Genomic DNA, 15,921 nt, shown 5'->3' with positions numbered 1-15,921 from the left:
TGGCAAGAAGCAGCTAGCGGTTTAGCGAAGGGTACGCTTGCTGTTATGTTTGCTGGATAGAGCAAGTACTCAGCAGAATTATTTGTTAATAATACTACTATAGTATTTGCGTAAATTAATTGTAAATTTTAACAACGTCAGTGTTGCATAAAGTAAGAGAGGCAGCCTGCTTTTGCAAAGTAACGGGATAATTACCACTTACTGGGTAAACTATGACACATAAAAAATCTGAGAAAAGTTCGGATTTTTAGCTTTGTGGCTGCAACAGATTTGAACAATCGCAGAAAATTAGAGAAATAATCAACAATAAAATCGCGATTGAATCGTAGGATGAAAAGGTAGAATAGGCTGTTTGTCTAAGACAAATAAACTAGATATCTATGACTTCGACCATCCCCTCTAGAGCACGGAAGTTACCAACTCAAGCAATAGGAGCTAAGATTTTCCACTCTGGTAATATCATTAGTTTGTTTCTCATGGTTACCAGTGGACTGCAAATATATAATGCCAATCCAGTTTTTGGTGGACGTGCAGGTTTACACATTTCGCCTTTATTTACATTAGGAGGTTGGCTGGCTGGGGGTAGACATTGGCATTTTTTCGCCATGTGGCTATTTTCCCTAAATTTATTGTGGTATGGAGTTTACATTTTAATTACCCGACGTTGGCGACATAGATTTGTGGGTGTCAACGATCTGAAAGCATTACAAAAAAGCCACAATTCCAAGCGGTTGATTTATGCTTGGCATCGCATTGTTTATACAGCTATTATTCCTATCTTGCTTTTAGCATTATTTACTGGCATAGGAATGTATAAACCTGCGCAATTTCCCTGGATTGTCAATATATTTGGGAGTTGGGAAGCATTGCGGATTATTCACTTTTCCTCAGTCCCAACAGTAATTATATTTGCGATCGCTCATTCTCTACTAGGGCGTAAAGCTGGGGGTGAGGAACTTACAGAATCTATGTTTTGGTAAATTCGCTGCTCTTGCTACCAAAGAATTTGATATTTTTGAATATGGGTTTAATTCGCAATCATCGTCTTCAATTAACACGCCGTCAATTTTTTCAAATTTCTGGGTTATCTGGTGTCAGCTTTTTGCTAGGTGGCTGTGGTACACCGAGTTTTGAAGATTTAGTAGGTAAACTTTCCGAACCACTAAATCAAAAAGTAGAAGCATTGATATTTAATCCCCAAAAGCCAGTACCAGAATTTCCAGCCAGTGAAATTCAACCAGAAGCATTAATAGTTAATACCTTTAGAGCTACTCCAATTATTGATCGAGAAAAGTATCGTTTAATTATTGATGGAGAGGTGAATAATCCCCTCAGCCTGAGCATGGCAGAAATTCAAGCTTTACCTTTAACTTCCATGATTATTCGCCATGTTTGTGTAGAAGGCTGGGCTGCGATCGTGCAGTGGGGTGGTATACGTTTAAAGGAGATTATTACCCTTGCTCAACCAAAAGCTAATGTCAAGTATGCTTATTTTAAATCAGCCGATGGCTACTATGAAAGTTGGGATATAGCATCGGTGTTGCATCCCCAGACTTTATTAGCCTATCAAAAGAACGGTGAGCCTTTACCAATTGATAATGGCGCACCTCTGCGTTTGGCTTCGCCTATTAAACTGGGTTATAAGCAGAGTAAATGGGTAACTCAAATTACACTAGCTAGTTATTTATCGCCTTTTAAAGGCTATTGGGAAGATCAAGGTTACGAATGGTTTGCGGGACTTTAAAAATTGATTAATCTGGTTAAAACTTAGCAATATTACCTTTAAAAAAATGACTATGAAATTTTTCGATAAATTACATGACAATATTGCCCGCAATCAAAGCTTACTATTTGTAGGACTCGATCCAAATCCTGAAATGATGCCTGCTCGCTATGAATCTCAAGATATCATGGCTGGCTTGTGGAATTGGTTGCAATTTATTATTTCTGAAACTGCTGATTGTGTTTGTGCTTATAAACCAACACTTGGCTTTTATGAAGCGTTAGGTATTCCAGGTTTAGAACTGCTGTACAAAACTTTAACAGCTATCCCAGACCATATTCCAATTATTTTAGATGCTAAACACAGTGACTTAAATACCAGTACTATTTTTGCTCGTACTGTGTTTACACAATGGCGGGTAGATGCTATTACGCTCAGTCCCTACACCGGGCAAGATCATGTGGCACCATTTTTAGTTTATCCTGATAAAGCTGTATTTATTTTGTGTTGTACATCTAATCAAGGGGCGGAAACTTTACAGCAATATCCTACAAACGAATCGCCTTTATACTTGCAGGTGGTAAAAGAATCAAAAAATTGGGGTACTCCAGAACAATTAGGACTAGAGGTGGGAACTACAAATCCTGATGTTTTGGCATTAATTCGAGCAGTTGCACCCGAAAGAATTATTATGGCTCGTAGTATCTGGGCCGAGGGTAGCAATTTCAATCAAATTTTAGCAGCAGGCTTAAATAATAACGGTGATGGACTGCTGATTCCTGTACCTCAAGATATGTTAGGAACTCCACAATTAGCTACAGAAATTCACTCTTTAAGGGCAGAAATTAATCAAGCTAAAACTAATATTATTCAGGATAATTCCACCTGTTCTGTATGGTTACCGGATGTGTGTTTTTTAAATCAACATCCGCAGCAAGATTTAATTTTACAATTGTATGATATCGGCTGCATCATGTTTGGTAACTTTGTGCAAGCCTCGGGAGAAACGTTTCCATATTACATTGACTTACGTAAAATTATTTCTAATCCTCAAGTTTTTAATCAAGTTCTGAGTGCTTATGAGCAGATTTTGCAAAACCTAAATTTTGATAGGATAGCAGGTATTCCCTATGGTTCTTTACCCACAGCAACAGGTTTAGCTTTGCGCCTTCATTATCCGATGATTTTTCCTCGTAAGGAGGTCAAAGCACATGGAACTCGCAAGGTAATTGAGGGTAACTTCCATCCTGGTGAAACTGTGGTAGTTGTTGATGATATTCTCATCAGTGGCAAAAGTGTGATGGAAGGTGCAGAAAAATTGCAATCTGCGGGACTAAACGTTAATGATATTGTGGTATTTATCGACCATGAACAAGGGGTAAAAGATAGGTTGAGAAAAAATGGTTACCATAGCTATGCAGTTTTAACTATTTCCGAAATTACAGAAACGCTGTATCAAGCAGGACGCATAAATGAAGAGCAATTTTTAGCTTTTAAAGAAGGTTATAACTGCTGCCCATAATTAAAAAATAAAAAGTTGTTTCTTCTAGGTTTGGTATTATCTTGAACATTATTAAATATATAATCCTAGAATAATTAGGACAGCTAATTTACAATTATAGGAATATTTCTTGTGTCACATCGCAATAATAATAGTTTATTGAATTGATTATGAATTTTTCCCTAAATCAACTTATCAAAATCTTAATTTTGACACTGCTATTTCCTTTGGTTTTTCTCAATGGTTGGCTAGCATTTCAATTTTTTAAATACTTCCAACCAATAGTCACAATTTTAGTACTAGCAGGTTTGCTTGCTTTTATTTTAAACTATCCTGTTTCGATTCTTCAGCAACGTGGAGTTAAACGTAACTATGCAATAGGAATAGTTTTTATATCAGCTTTAATTATTTTTATTGGTTTAGCTGTTATCTTATTCCCCATTGTATTAGAGCAATTTAATGAAATGGCTAAATTGCTGCCCCAATGGATCGATGCTAATGAAGCAAAACTCCAAAGTTTAAATAATTCAGATTTAAACCAAAAATTAAAGGTTAATATAAGTCAAATACTAACTCAAGTTACTAATCACGTACCTGATGAATTAGAGTATTTATTTAATCACTTTCTAAGTATTATCAGAGATACCATTGATAGCCTTTCAGAGGCAATAGTAACAGTGGTATTAACTTTTTACTTATTAATAGATGGTAAACGGATTTGGGAGGGTATATTTAACAAAATACCTTGGGGCTTTGCGCAACAGGCTAGACAGTCTCTGCAATTAAATTTTCAAAATTACTTGATAGGTCAAGTAAGTTTAGCGCTACTGATGGGAGTTGCCGAAACCGTATTATTTTTAGTTTTCCAAGTCCAGTTTGCTTTACTCTTTGGTTTAGGTGTCGGGCTTTTAAGCTTAATTCCCTTTGGTGATGTCATCAGCCTGATTGTAATTATTTTAATTATCGCTTCACATAATGTTTGGCTAGCAGTGAAGATTTTTGCTGTAGCTATTATTATCGACCAGTTAATCGACCAGGCGATCGCACCCCGTCTTTTAGGGCGTTTTACAGGACTTAGACCGATATGGGTGATAATTTCCTTACTAGTAGGAACTTATATAGGTGGTTTGTTGGGTTTGCTAATCGCCGTACCTGTGGCTGGTTTTATTAAAGATGTAGCGGATGTTTTTATGTCTCTATCTGATGATTCTAAGAATGTGATTAAGGGTGAAGAAATACCGGAAATGTTAACAGAGAAATCAACTTCTTAATCGGGCAAGAGTTGTAATTTACCACGATATTGGTGTAGTGACTTAATGATACTATCCCCTTTAAAGGTGTTATTAACCGTTTGCTAGAAAGTCTAATTAACGATTAACAACTTCTTAGGCAGAGTTAATGTTTTCACTTGAAGGTTGCTAGAAATAGGCAACTCTCATTTGACCTTTTTAGCAATCCTCAACATCCGATTTCCACCAAGCTGTAGTTCATATTCAACTTTTTTAATCTCTACAGTGTAGCCTTTTGAAATGCAATATTTCACTATTGCATCTAAATGTGGAGAAGGTTTCAACATGAGAGTTATTAAAGGAAATATTCTAATTTCCTTAGCAATACGTAGCATCTCTTGAATTGAATTGAGGTGAAAATCATAAGCGAAATGATCTGAATATAAAAATAAAAAATGTGAACAAAGAGCTAGGTCAAATGCTTGGTTTGAATATGCTAACTTTGGCAATTCGCCAACTTCATACCTATGATTATTTTTACCAATCTCATAATCAGCAATAAATTTTTGCATAATTTCTACTCGATTGGAGCGTAATTCATCTGCAGATTTATGATAGCTCCATACCCAATCATTAGGTGTAGCTTTAACTTGGTTAATAATGTTATCAACTACTTGATTAAAGCGTTGCAATATTTTATCGCTAGAAAATTGGTAAAGTGGATCAACTGAAATTACACTTTTACCTTGACTTGTCATTTCGGCATTAAAACTTGCTGGGCCATCGCTAATCCCAATAATTTTTTTATTTAAATCTGCGTCGGTTAAATTGAACATTTTTATATATTCATCCATTGACCTCCCAAAAGGAACGACGTTATCTAGAACCATTGCCATATCATTCACCTTATGAGTAGAGCGATCGCCCAGAATAATAGCAATATTCAGAATATTTTCCTGACGATATCTTATGTTAAGAATTACGCTTCCCTAAACGCCAATCATCTAGATTTACGGAGCTAAATACAACTGCGATCGCAGGCTGACATTTCTCCTAGCTATGTAAACTCATCTGCACGTATTGTGAGACGGCAATTATTCAACAGTGAGTCTAGTTCTTTGACAACTTGAAAGGGATTTCTGCCGCTAAACACAGATGCTAACGCAGCTTCATAAGGATTTCTGCCTGTTTTCTTAACCTCTGTTATTGCAGTTGTATTTGATAATCCGTGAACACTTACCAACCATGTGGCTAGTATATGGCCAGTACGTCCGTTACCACCAGAACAGTGTACAACTACCTTCTCGCCTTGTTTTTTGGCTGTTATTAAAAAAGGAAGTATTTTCGTTGTGAGTGTATCTAAATCACATAGATGGAAATCTTCAATTGGTGCCCAGCAAACTTGCTGATTCCCACCAAATTCTTGTTCATATCTATTGAGCAAATTAACAGAATAATTAACTAATTGCTTTTCGGGAAGAAGACAACAAACTCGCTTGATATCTTGCTGCTTCATGAACTCAATCCAATCATGCACTTTCTGGTTTACATATCCAGGCCGCGCCGCACCAAATACTATTGATTCATTCTCCCCTGCTGGAGCAAATTTGTACATTTTGAGTAGTCTAGCATCTGATTATTCTGATTTTAGCTTTCAGTTGTACTAGTGCTTTACTTGCTCTTTTTGCAGTATTTCTGTGATTTTCTGGGCACAAAGCGGTCGATAGAACAGATAACCCTGTACATCCTCACAATTGATAGATCTCAAAAACTCTAGTTCTTCTGGTTTTTCTACGCCTTCAGCGGTAAGCCGTAACCCCAAACTTTGCCCTAATACCACGATCGCTTTGACAATATGAGCTACTTTGTGATCCGTTGTCAACTCTTGAATAAAAGACTTATCGATTTTTAGATGGTGAAGCGGCAAAAGCTGTAGGCGCGACAGGGAAGAATGACCTGTACCGAAGTCATCGATAGAAAGGTAAATACCCATCTGCTTTAAATTTTCCAGCACATTTCTGGTGAACTCTAAATCCTCAATCGCGGTTGATTCTGTAATTTCTAACTCTAAAAATTTTGGCTCTAGACCTGTCTCTTGTAAGATGCTAGCTAAAATTTCCACTAAATTCGGTTGGCGGAACTGTTTCAGGGAGAGATTGACAGCGACAGTCAGCGAAGGTAATCCTGCTTGTTGCCAAGCTTTATTTTGCCTACAAGCTGTCCGTATTACCCACTCTCCAATGGGGACAATCAATCCACTTTCCTCAGCAAGGGGGATAAAGACATTAGGCGCTACTAGTCCCATTTCTGGGTGCTGCCAGCGTAGCAGAGCTTCCATGCCAGTAATATCTCCCGTTGCAATATTCACCCTAGGCTGGTAGTACAGCATGAATTCATTCCGTTCTAGGGCATAGCGCAAACTCTTCTCTAAAGTTAGGAGTTCAGGCGTCTTAGTACTTAGGGAAGTGGTGTATAACTGGTAATTATTTCTCCCAGCATCCTTTGCGTAATACAAAGCTGCATCTGCATGTTGGATTAGAGTTTCAGCATTATGACTATGATCGTTGAGAAGAGCGATGCCAAGACTGGCGCTCACATACAGTTCGTGCCCTTCTATTTCAAAGGGATTTTCTAAAGCTTGTAAGATTCTCTGAGCTACCTGTTTTACCTCTTCGAGATAATTGACTTTAGGAAGTAAGATGGTAAATTCATCACCTCCCCAACGCGCAACGGTGTCCCCAGTTCTCAAGCAATCTTTCAATCTTTGAGCTACGGATTTTAACAGAATGTCTCCTAGTGTATGCCCTAGAGTGTCATTGATCACCTTGAAACGATCTAGATCGAGAAACATTACAGCTAGACTTTCCCGACTGCGAGTTGCATTAGGTAAAGCTTTATCAAGCAGCTCATTAAAGAGTAGGCGATTTGGTAACCCTGTGAGCACATCGTGAAGAGCCTGGTAGCGAATCCTTTCTTCTACTTGCTGACGCTGCCAAGCACCACTGATACTGGCAGCCATCGTCAACAGAGTTGACTCTTCGTGTCTTGACCACTGACGTTCCTTTGAACAGTCTGCCAAGCCCAGGTAACCCCAAAACTTTTCCTCCAGACACAGAGGTACTAAAAAGATAGATTGAATTCTATCTCTAGCCAGAATTTTTTGTTCAGCGATCGGAAATTCACGGGTGAGTCCAATAATGCATTGTCCCTGCGAGAGGGCAGTGTACCAACGGGCTAATCCAGAAAACTCATAGCGCTGATTCTGCCAGCAATGGCGTGAAGACTCAATATGCGAGCGTGTCCATTCAAACCGTAGGCTTACTGCCATCTCCTTTGTAGTTGGGTGGAGATGGTTTTTGAAGAGATAGGCACGGTCTGCTTCAGCAGCTTCGCCCAGCATAGCCAAAGCTTTTTCAACACCGCTTTCGTAGTTCATTTCCACCAGCAAATAATTGGCAGCTTCCGCGACTGCTTGTAGTAGACGGTCTCGCTGGCGAAGTTCGGCTGCGACTCGTTTTTGCTCTGTAATATCCCTAATGATGAAAGTTCTAATTAAATCGCTCTCGGGCAAGTAATGAACGGATTGTTCAAAAACTTCTGTACCAACTTCCACCTCGCGAACGAAAGAATTTGCCTCTCGATTTTGAATTGCACTCAGCAGTCCTGCCAAGACTGGATGCTCCTCCCCAACTTCCCTCAGTTTGGGAAACTTAGAAGATGCTGCTGGATTGAGATAGATTACTGTTCCCTCTGTATCCATTTCGATAATTGGATTAGGGATGAGTTCCGGGAAAGATGCTAGGCGCGCTAGTACTGTTTCACTAGCTCCTTCAAAGTTAGAATCAGGAGCGACTAAAGTTTCAAAAGGATTGACGGGATTGGCTTGCTCCGACAGGAAGCTAGATATGTCTTCAACTGTAAAAGATTCAGAAAAAGCTTTTTCTGACAGGTTGGAAATAGCATAGTATTTTGCACTAACTTGGTTATTACCAAATGCAATGGCATCTCCATGTTGAAGGTTATGAGAGAAGCATTTAGTACTATTAACGAATAAACCATTCGTACTTTTTTTTCCTTTGAAGTCACCATCAATAATCCGAAAACCATATTGATCGGTTTCTGGAATAGTTACCCTTAATAAAATGGCATGTTGTCTTGACACTGAGCGCGAACGGAGGACTATAGCGTTTCTTGAATCCCGTCCGAGAGAATAGGTAGCCTCTTGAAGGGGAATAGTTCGTTGCCCTTGTAAGTCTTTGACAACCAAAATGTGACGTATTTTTTCCCGCTCATTTGCTGGCATACCTTTTCCTCACATTCTCATATCTTGGGGTCTTCTTTGGAAAAATACTACTCCAATAAGTCCTAACTTTGAGCTTCTACTTCTTAGATAAAGCTACTCAATCAATTTGCTTGGTATTTATGAGAGGATTGCCTGGCCATAATCCCAGCATTTTGCTATCTGGAACGGTATGCCTAATTATTTAGCCATTTGTTTCCCATAAGAATCCCAGGCGTTTTCTCAACTCACTAGAATGATTGGAAAATTAGGCCTTACGGTCACATCTCTCGACTTTTTTCGTGTATTCACTTCCCAGAATAAATTCAAATACGTCTTAAGATATATCGTAGATTTGCGGATTTTTTGAAGATTGACGAAAATACCAACAACCAAGACTATCTACCAATAAGGTAACCAAAATTAAATCTTAATAATTTCTATGTATAATTGCTTAATTGCAGCGAGGTTTTTTATCTAGCTTAATTAAGGCGGCTGCCAAGATGATGGGATATATGCTTTACACAAGCTTACTTGTGAGGAACTAACAATTTATCACTGTTGTTTAACCTGAAATTTTTGCTAACTATAAATATCCGTTGCAACTATAAATACTATTAATTCCTTCGCTGGAGTAAGAATAGTAAATCATTAAGGCTAGCGATCGCTCCTCAGAGTTACTAGGTTAGGAATTACTTGCCTTGGCAGTTGGCTAGGGTAAATGTACATCTTGCGTCGGTTGCAATAACCAGATTTTTTATAGTTTATTGAGAATGTTATCAGCTCCTTGGTAAAGCGATCGCCAACGTTTCGAAATTGACTATGGTCACGACCTAGGAATTATGTCATTAACGCATTACTACCAAAAGTAAAGTTTAATTGCGACAAGACTTCACCTCAATCGAAGAGTGATAATTTATTAATTGAAGCTCACAAGCTTTCCTGGCAGATCCAACAGCCAAAGTCCAAAAGTTAAATTAAGTTAAGAGGTAAAAACGCTGTTTCAATATCTGTCTCGTCAACTAACAGCAACACCCAAATCTAACACTTACATTTCCTCGAAGTAGTTCTTAAATGAGGGCGATGTGACTGATTCTTTAATGACACTGCAAGTGTGATTTGAATCAGTGCAACCCTAGATAGTATTGAAGAAAAGAGAGGAAATAACTAAGCTAGTAGAAATTTGGGTGTTGTTGTTTTAAGTAGACAAATTTTTGCAACATTGTTTGGGCGATCGCACCACTAGCGCCACTGTGCAGAATTTAAAATACTTATATTTTCAGCTTTTGGGTCATTTCAAATAGTTAGTTTATTTGCACCTTGTTGTACTAGAAACTCCAACAGCAGCTTTATTTTATTTGCAAAATTTTGTAGGGTGAGCATTGACCATATATTTGTGTTTCGGTGGGCGATGCCCACCCTACTTCTAACTATCGGTCTACATGGAGGCATACCGATAGTTTAGTTAAACCTCTGGGTTTTTGATTGTGACAGACTCAACCAAAGGAGGTGCGTTAGAACCATCACCCTGTACTTTCTGTTGCTGTTGAGTTTTGGGCGTACCATGCAATTGTGTTGGAGGCTGTGGCGGTTCTGGTTCTGGTCCTAGTGGCTGAGGATGGGAAACATATTGGAATTCGCCTTTACCATCCATTGAGGGACCTTTTGCCCAACGACCTTCAGCACTTTCGGTACCTTCAGAGTGGTTCCAGAATTGATAGGCGAACTCGCGTTTTTCCAATTCTAGTGGGAAAGAACTAGGAACCGGAGTGGTTTCCAATCCAGAACTTTCGAGGTCTTCAATAGCCGCTAACCACTGGTTTTGATGCATGGTATCACGGGCAATCATAAAGCTTAAGGTGTCTTTCACACCACGGTCGTTTGTCATCTCGTACAGACGCACTGCTTGCAAGCGTCCTTGAGACTCGGCATGGAGATTCGACCGGAAATCAGCCAGTAAGTTACCACTAGAAACGATAAAGCGACCGTTCCAGGGATAGCCAACACTATCAGATGGCGTAGCACCTAAACCAGAGACAATGGCGTGTTGGGGATTCATCGCCGCTGCAATTACATCATTAATTACATCGCCTGGTTTAGAACCACCCATAACTGCACCTACTACAGCATCTTTGGCACCTTCTTCCTGTAATCTCAGTGGTGCTTTATCTAAAAGATGAGCGATCGTTGTTGCCAACATTTCAATGTGGCCAATCTCCTCAGTTCCCGTATCTAAGAGCAAATCCCGATACTTGGCAGGTCCTCGGCAGTTCCAACCCTGAAACAGGTATTGCATCATTACTGTCATTTCCCCAAAAGTGCCACCGATGAGTTCTTGAATTTTCATCGCGTAGACTGCATCGGGTTTTTCTGGGGGCTTGAAGTACTGTAATTTCTTAGTGTGGTAAAACATGTTAATTCCTAATTGATGAGACTGATTGATGAGATATTGCTAGGGCAGACAATGTAATTTTTGTCTTGCCTTCTCCTTCTAGGAAACTAATTAAAACTTATGTCTCCATCAGCCTCCAGCCAGATAAAAATATTACAAAAATTCCGATTATTTAAAACCATAGATACACACAAAAAAACACCGATAAATCTAGTTAATTTATCGGTGCGGAACTGTGTTGATTTGCTCTTGAAAGAGGTTGAAATTTTAACGAGAATTTAGTAAGTAGCAGTCAGAATTCAGAAGAAAATTTTTCACAGGTTAAAATCCCCTAATATTGATTCTGAATTCTGCTTTAGTTCTCATCACGCCCATGCACTTGAGCAGGCGGACTAGTGGCCTCAACTGCGGTAAACGCTTCTAAAATTTTATATGTGTGGTTTGATCCTTTAGGAACCACCCAAGAATCCCCAGGCTCTAACAAAATTGTTTGCCCTTCAATATGTAACTCGGCTCGGCCGTTAATTACATAACCGACCGTTTCATACTCACGAGAGGTTGGGGGTTTATCTTCGCTTGGTTGTTCATTTTCCCAAAGACGCATAGCCACAGTCTTGCCAGATGCAAGATACTTCTGACCCAGCTTACCTTTAGGCGAATGGGTAGAGTCTACTTTCTTAACGCTGGTGTCACTCATATTCCATTAATTTCCTTACGGTTTGAGTACAACTTTGATACAGTTATCTTTCTTGTGCTTGAAAATTTCGTAGCCGTGGGGTGCTTGTTCTAGAGGTAGGCGGTGGGTGATGATAAATGAGGGATCGATGTCACCCTTTTGAATATGGTCTAGCAATGGTTTTACATACCTGTGGACGTGAGTCTGTCCCATTTTGAAGGTTAGGCCCTTATTCATAGCAGCACCCATAGGTATTTTGTCCAAAAAGCCGCCGTAGACTCCGGGAATAGATAGGTGACCGCCTTTCCCACAAGCTACAATTGCTTGCCTTAATGCTGTGGGTCGGTCTGTTTCTAGGCGTACTGCTTGCTTTACCTTGTCGTACACCGCCATCGCATCCGTACCGTGTGCTTCCATCCCCACGGCATCAATACAAGCGTCAGGGCCACGACCTCCGGTCATTTCTTTGAGTGCTTCGCCAACATCCATTTCTTCGTAGTTGAGAACTTCGGCTTTGCCGTAGTCTTGAGCCATTTGTAAGCGTTCGGGGATACGGTCAATGGCGATAACTCTTTCTGCACCTAACATGTATGCGCTTCTAATCGCGAATTGTCCGACAGGGCCACAACCCCACACTGCAACGATATCACCGGGTTTAATATGGCAGTTCTCCGCTGCCATGTAACCTGTAGGAAAAACATCAGTTAAAAATAATACTTGCTCATCCGTTAAACCATCGGGAATTTTGAACAAGCCAACATCTGCAAAAGGTACTCTGGCGTATTCTGCTTGACCACCAGCGTAACCACCCAATAAATGTGAGTAACCAAACAGACCTGCTGGTGAATGACCCATTTGCTTTTCTGCTAACCAAGCATTGGGGTTAGAGTTATCGCACAAAGACCACAAATCGCGTTGGCAGAAGAAACAAGAACCACAGGAAATAGTGAAGGGAACAATTACGCGATCGCCTACTTTTACATGTTTAACAGCAGTGCCAAGTTCAACGACTTCCCCCATAAATTCATGCCCAAGGATATCGCCTTTTTGCATTGTGGGGATGTAGCCATCGTAAAGATGCAAATCGGAACCACAAATTGCCGTAGAGGTAATTCTGATAATGGCATCACGCGGGTTTATCAGTTTGGGGTCAGGAACTGTGTCTACCCGCACATCATTGGCTCCATGCCAGCAAACTGCTTTCATAATTATTAATCCTTAGGCTTTAAATTTTTTTGGTTTGTCAGAATTAATATCTTGATTAGTTTTAATTGAGAGACACGAATCATCGCGTCTCTACAATTAGTTAAGAAATTGCTGACAATATCTTGATGTTCAACATCTGAGTATTTTGGTGGGCAATGCCCACCCTACAAGCGTTCTTAGTTATTCTTAGAACCTGGATTGACAACTTCTCCTACTTTGCTTTTAACTGAATTCACAAAGTCTTTTGTAGCTCGAGGAGTGTCTTCATCTAAGTTTAGCTTTTCGCGAATAGTATCAGCACCTTTTTTCAGTTTATTTTGGCTATTCTCAATCTGGTTACTATCAGGGGTGCCTTTGTAGTAAATACCTTCTGGTGTTTTTACGGTATCACCAATCTTGCCTTTATTACCACCATTTTCATAGTATCCTCTATTGCCATAAGATCCTCGATCTTCCCTAGAAAAGCGCCGATCATCATCAAAATTTCGTCTGGGATTATTGCCAGTATTTGGGTTTAGGGTATCTCTGGCTTTTTCTAATATATTCTTGTCACTGCTGGTATTGCCAACGTTATCGGGTGTTCCTTTGTAATAGATACCTTCTGGTGTTTTCACGTCGGCTTGTGCCACCATTCCATTACTGTAGCCGAAACTTTGCATTCCCAAAAACGCCAATCCTAGGAGCAAAACTACCATAATCCGGCGAACAATCACATTCTGTATCCAAGAAAATACACGTGTCATAGACATCCTCCGTTGCATTACAATCTGTTTATTGTTAATAGCTATGAGCTATTTCATGGTTTAAGAACAACTTTGATGCAGTTGTCTTTTTTCTGTTGAAAAATGTGGTAACCGTGGGGTGCTTGTTCTAGCGGTAATTTGTGGGTAACAACAAAAGATGGATCGAGTTTTCCGTCCAAAATAAGTTGTAGCAACAGATGCATATATTTCTGCCCGTGCATTTGCCCCATCCTGAAGGTTAGAGCCTTGTTGATAGCAGCACCGAAGGGCATTTTATCTACAAAGCCACCGTAAACACCCATAATGGAAAGAGTGCCACCTTTACGTGCAGCCACCATCATTTGCCGTAGTACATGGGGACGGTCAGTTTCTAATCTCAGCTTTTGTTTTGTCTGATCGTAGAAGTCTTCTAATCCGACACCATGTGCTTCTAAACCCACTGCATCAATGCAAGCATCGGGGCCACGGCCACCAGTCATCTCTTTCAACGCTTCGCCAGCATCAACTTCTTCGTAGTTGATTGTTTCTGCTTTGGCAAACTTTCTCGCCATTTCTAGACGTTCAGGAAAGCGATCGATCGCAATCACTCTCTCTGCACCCATCATATAGGCGCTAATCATGGCAAACTGTCCAACAGCACCGCAACCCCAAACGGCTACGGTATCACCAGGTTGAATATCGCAGAATTCGGCTCCCATATAACCGGTGGGAATGGCATCGGAGATAAATAGCAGCATCTCGTCCGGTAAGTCGCGAGGAACCTTAACGACACCCACATCTGCAAAAGGTACGCGCACATATTCTGCTTGTGCGCCTGCATAACCACCCAATAGGTGAGAGTAGCCGTAAATTGCTGAGGTGATATTGCCGTATAATTTTTCTTCCATCCAACCTTTGGGATTGGAATTATCGCACAGCGACCACATATCACGCTGGCAATAGTTGCAGTGACCACAGCCAATTGTTGAGGGAACAACGACGCGATCGCCTATTTTTAAATTATGGACTCCACTACCTACATCTACCACCTCCCCCATAAATTCGTGACCAATAATGTCACCTTGTTGCACTGTGGGAATATAGCCACCGTAGATATGTAGATCTGAGCCACATATTGCTGTGGAAGTAATTTTGATAATAGCGTCACGGGGGTTGAGAATTTTCGGATCTGGCACCGTCTCTACCCGCACATCGTTGGCTCCATGCCAGCAAACTGCTTTCATATTGATTAGTCCATAGTCATTAGTCAATGGTCATTAGTCAACAGTCAATGGTCATTAGTCATTGGTCATTGGTGTTTAGTACAAATGACAAAGGACAAATGACAAATGACAAACCCTAATGACTACTGGCGTCCAGAGGGTTGACCTTCTGTGGTAGCGATTTCTCCAGCTTCCATCAGCATCTTGAAGCGACGCAAATCGTCACCAATTTGCTGTTCTGGTTCTTCACCGAAAAGTTTGGCGATCGCCGCACTTAATTGCCCACCAGGGGGGTTATATTCCAGAACAACCTTGACTTCTGTACCGCGATCGCCTGGTGCTTTTTGAAAGCGAATAAAACCCGAGTTATCTACATCTGCATTCGCCACTGAAGCCCAAGAGATAAATTGATTTTCTCGGTCTTCTAAAATATCTGCATCCCATTCCACACTGTTACCCAAAGGTGCATTGGCAATCCAATGAGAACGTGTCTCGTTGTACACCTTCACAGATTTGAGATGCTTCATAAATGTCGGCAAATTCTCAAAGTTGTGCCAAAAGCGGTACAGTTCCTCTACTGGTCTATTTATTGTTACCGTCTTTTCAACTTTGATTGGTTTGTTCATGCCTATCGCTTCCTGTGCTTGCTCAATTGTGCTTTGTTTGGTTACACCTTGATATATCAGACCACCACCAGCCAAAGCCGTTAGCGCACCGCGCAAAGAGCCTTGTCTTAAACCCATGAGCACCATAGCTCCGCCACCGATTAAAGAAGCCCAACGTTCAGTTTCACTGGCTTCACCTTGACCTGTATTTGTTCTATCTCCTGGTGTCGCAGTCACTTTTTTTCCTCCCGATCGCAGTAAGATGACCACTTAAGGCACAAAGACTCTCTTTTGCCTCTATGTTCTTTGCGCGATGGACACTTTCCACTTTGGAAAAATCCCTGCATGAAAGTGTCCTCTGTTGT

At 40.4% G+C, this 15,921-nt stretch carries 13 protein-coding genes; 4 read left to right on the top strand and 9 right to left on the bottom strand.

What is annotated here, in order from left to right:
• Positions 1-380: 380 nt before the first annotated feature.
• The 4 genes from BV372_RS23015 to BV372_RS23000 all read left to right on the top strand — a co-directional run bounded on the left by BV372_RS23015 (position 381) and on the right by BV372_RS23000 (position 4,495).
• Positions 381-980, top strand: coding sequence for a cytochrome b/b6 domain-containing protein (locus BV372_RS23015; protein ID WP_086688819.1), 600 nt, complete (start codon positions 381-383; stop codon positions 978-980).
• 41 nt (positions 981-1,021) lie between these two features.
• Positions 1,022-1,744, top strand: a complete 723-nt coding sequence (locus tag BV372_RS23010; protein WP_086688818.1) for a molybdopterin-dependent oxidoreductase — start codon at positions 1,022-1,024, stop codon at positions 1,742-1,744.
• 52 nt (positions 1,745-1,796) lie between these two features.
• Positions 1,797-3,245 (top strand): bifunctional orotidine-5'-phosphate decarboxylase/orotate phosphoribosyltransferase, encoded by a 1,449-nt coding sequence (locus tag BV372_RS23005; RefSeq protein ID WP_086688817.1) that lies wholly within the window; start codon positions 1,797-1,799, stop codon positions 3,243-3,245.
• 149 nt (positions 3,246-3,394) lie between these two features.
• Positions 3,395-4,495 (top strand): AI-2E family transporter, encoded by a 1,101-nt coding sequence (locus BV372_RS23000; RefSeq protein ID WP_086688816.1) that lies wholly within the window; start codon positions 3,395-3,397, stop codon positions 4,493-4,495.
• Positions 4,496-4,659: 164 nt separating this feature from the next.
• Here the strand turns inward: BV372_RS23000 and BV372_RS22995 are convergent, their stop codons facing one another.
• The 9 genes from BV372_RS22995 to BV372_RS22955 all read right to left on the bottom strand — a co-directional run bounded on the left by BV372_RS22995 (position 4,660) and on the right by BV372_RS22955 (position 15,793).
• Positions 4,660-5,349, bottom strand: a complete 690-nt coding sequence (locus BV372_RS22995) for an SAM-dependent methyltransferase (protein WP_086688815.1) — start codon at positions 5,347-5,349, stop codon at positions 4,660-4,662.
• A 161-nt stretch (positions 5,350-5,510) separates the two neighbouring features.
• A complete protein-coding gene (locus tag BV372_RS22990; protein WP_086688814.1) occupies positions 5,511-6,068 on the bottom strand; it encodes a dual specificity protein phosphatase family protein in 558 nt (185 codons plus the stop codon).
• A 48-nt stretch (positions 6,069-6,116) separates the two neighbouring features.
• Positions 6,117-8,756, bottom strand: coding sequence for an EAL domain-containing protein (locus tag BV372_RS22985; RefSeq protein WP_086688813.1), 2,640 nt, complete (start codon positions 8,754-8,756; stop codon positions 6,117-6,119).
• A 1,441-nt stretch (positions 8,757-10,197) separates the two neighbouring features.
• A complete protein-coding gene (locus tag BV372_RS22980; RefSeq protein WP_086688812.1) occupies positions 10,198-11,145 on the bottom strand; it encodes a manganese catalase family protein in 948 nt (315 codons plus the stop codon).
• A gap of 334 nt (positions 11,146-11,479) precedes the next feature.
• Entirely contained in the window at positions 11,480-11,821 is a 342-nt protein-coding gene (locus BV372_RS22975) for a cupin domain-containing protein (RefSeq protein ID WP_086688811.1), read from the bottom strand.
• A 15-nt stretch (positions 11,822-11,836) separates the two neighbouring features.
• Complete coding sequence (locus BV372_RS22970) at positions 11,837-13,006, bottom strand: zinc-dependent alcohol dehydrogenase (protein WP_086688810.1); 1,170 nt, start codon at positions 13,004-13,006, stop codon at positions 11,837-11,839.
• 176 nt (positions 13,007-13,182) lie between these two features.
• A complete protein-coding gene (locus BV372_RS22965) occupies positions 13,183-13,749 on the bottom strand; it encodes a hypothetical protein (RefSeq protein WP_086688809.1) in 567 nt (188 codons plus the stop codon).
• A 53-nt stretch (positions 13,750-13,802) separates the two neighbouring features.
• Entirely contained in the window at positions 13,803-14,972 is a 1,170-nt protein-coding gene (locus BV372_RS22960; protein ID WP_086688808.1) for a zinc-dependent alcohol dehydrogenase, read from the bottom strand.
• Positions 14,973-15,094: 122 nt separating this feature from the next.
• Positions 15,095-15,793: an SRPBCC family protein gene (locus BV372_RS22955; RefSeq protein ID WP_086688807.1), complete on the bottom strand. Its 699-nt coding sequence runs from the start codon at positions 15,791-15,793 to the stop codon at positions 15,095-15,097.
• Between the last annotated feature and the right edge of the window lie 128 nt (positions 15,794-15,921).

The sequence above is a fragment of the Nostoc sp. T09 genome, from assembly GCF_002154695.1.
GTDB lineage: Bacteria > Cyanobacteriota > Cyanobacteriia > Cyanobacteriales > Nostocaceae > Aulosira.
The sequence above is the reverse complement of the archived record's forward strand: the minus strand, read 5'-3'. Positions and strand labels throughout refer to the sequence as shown.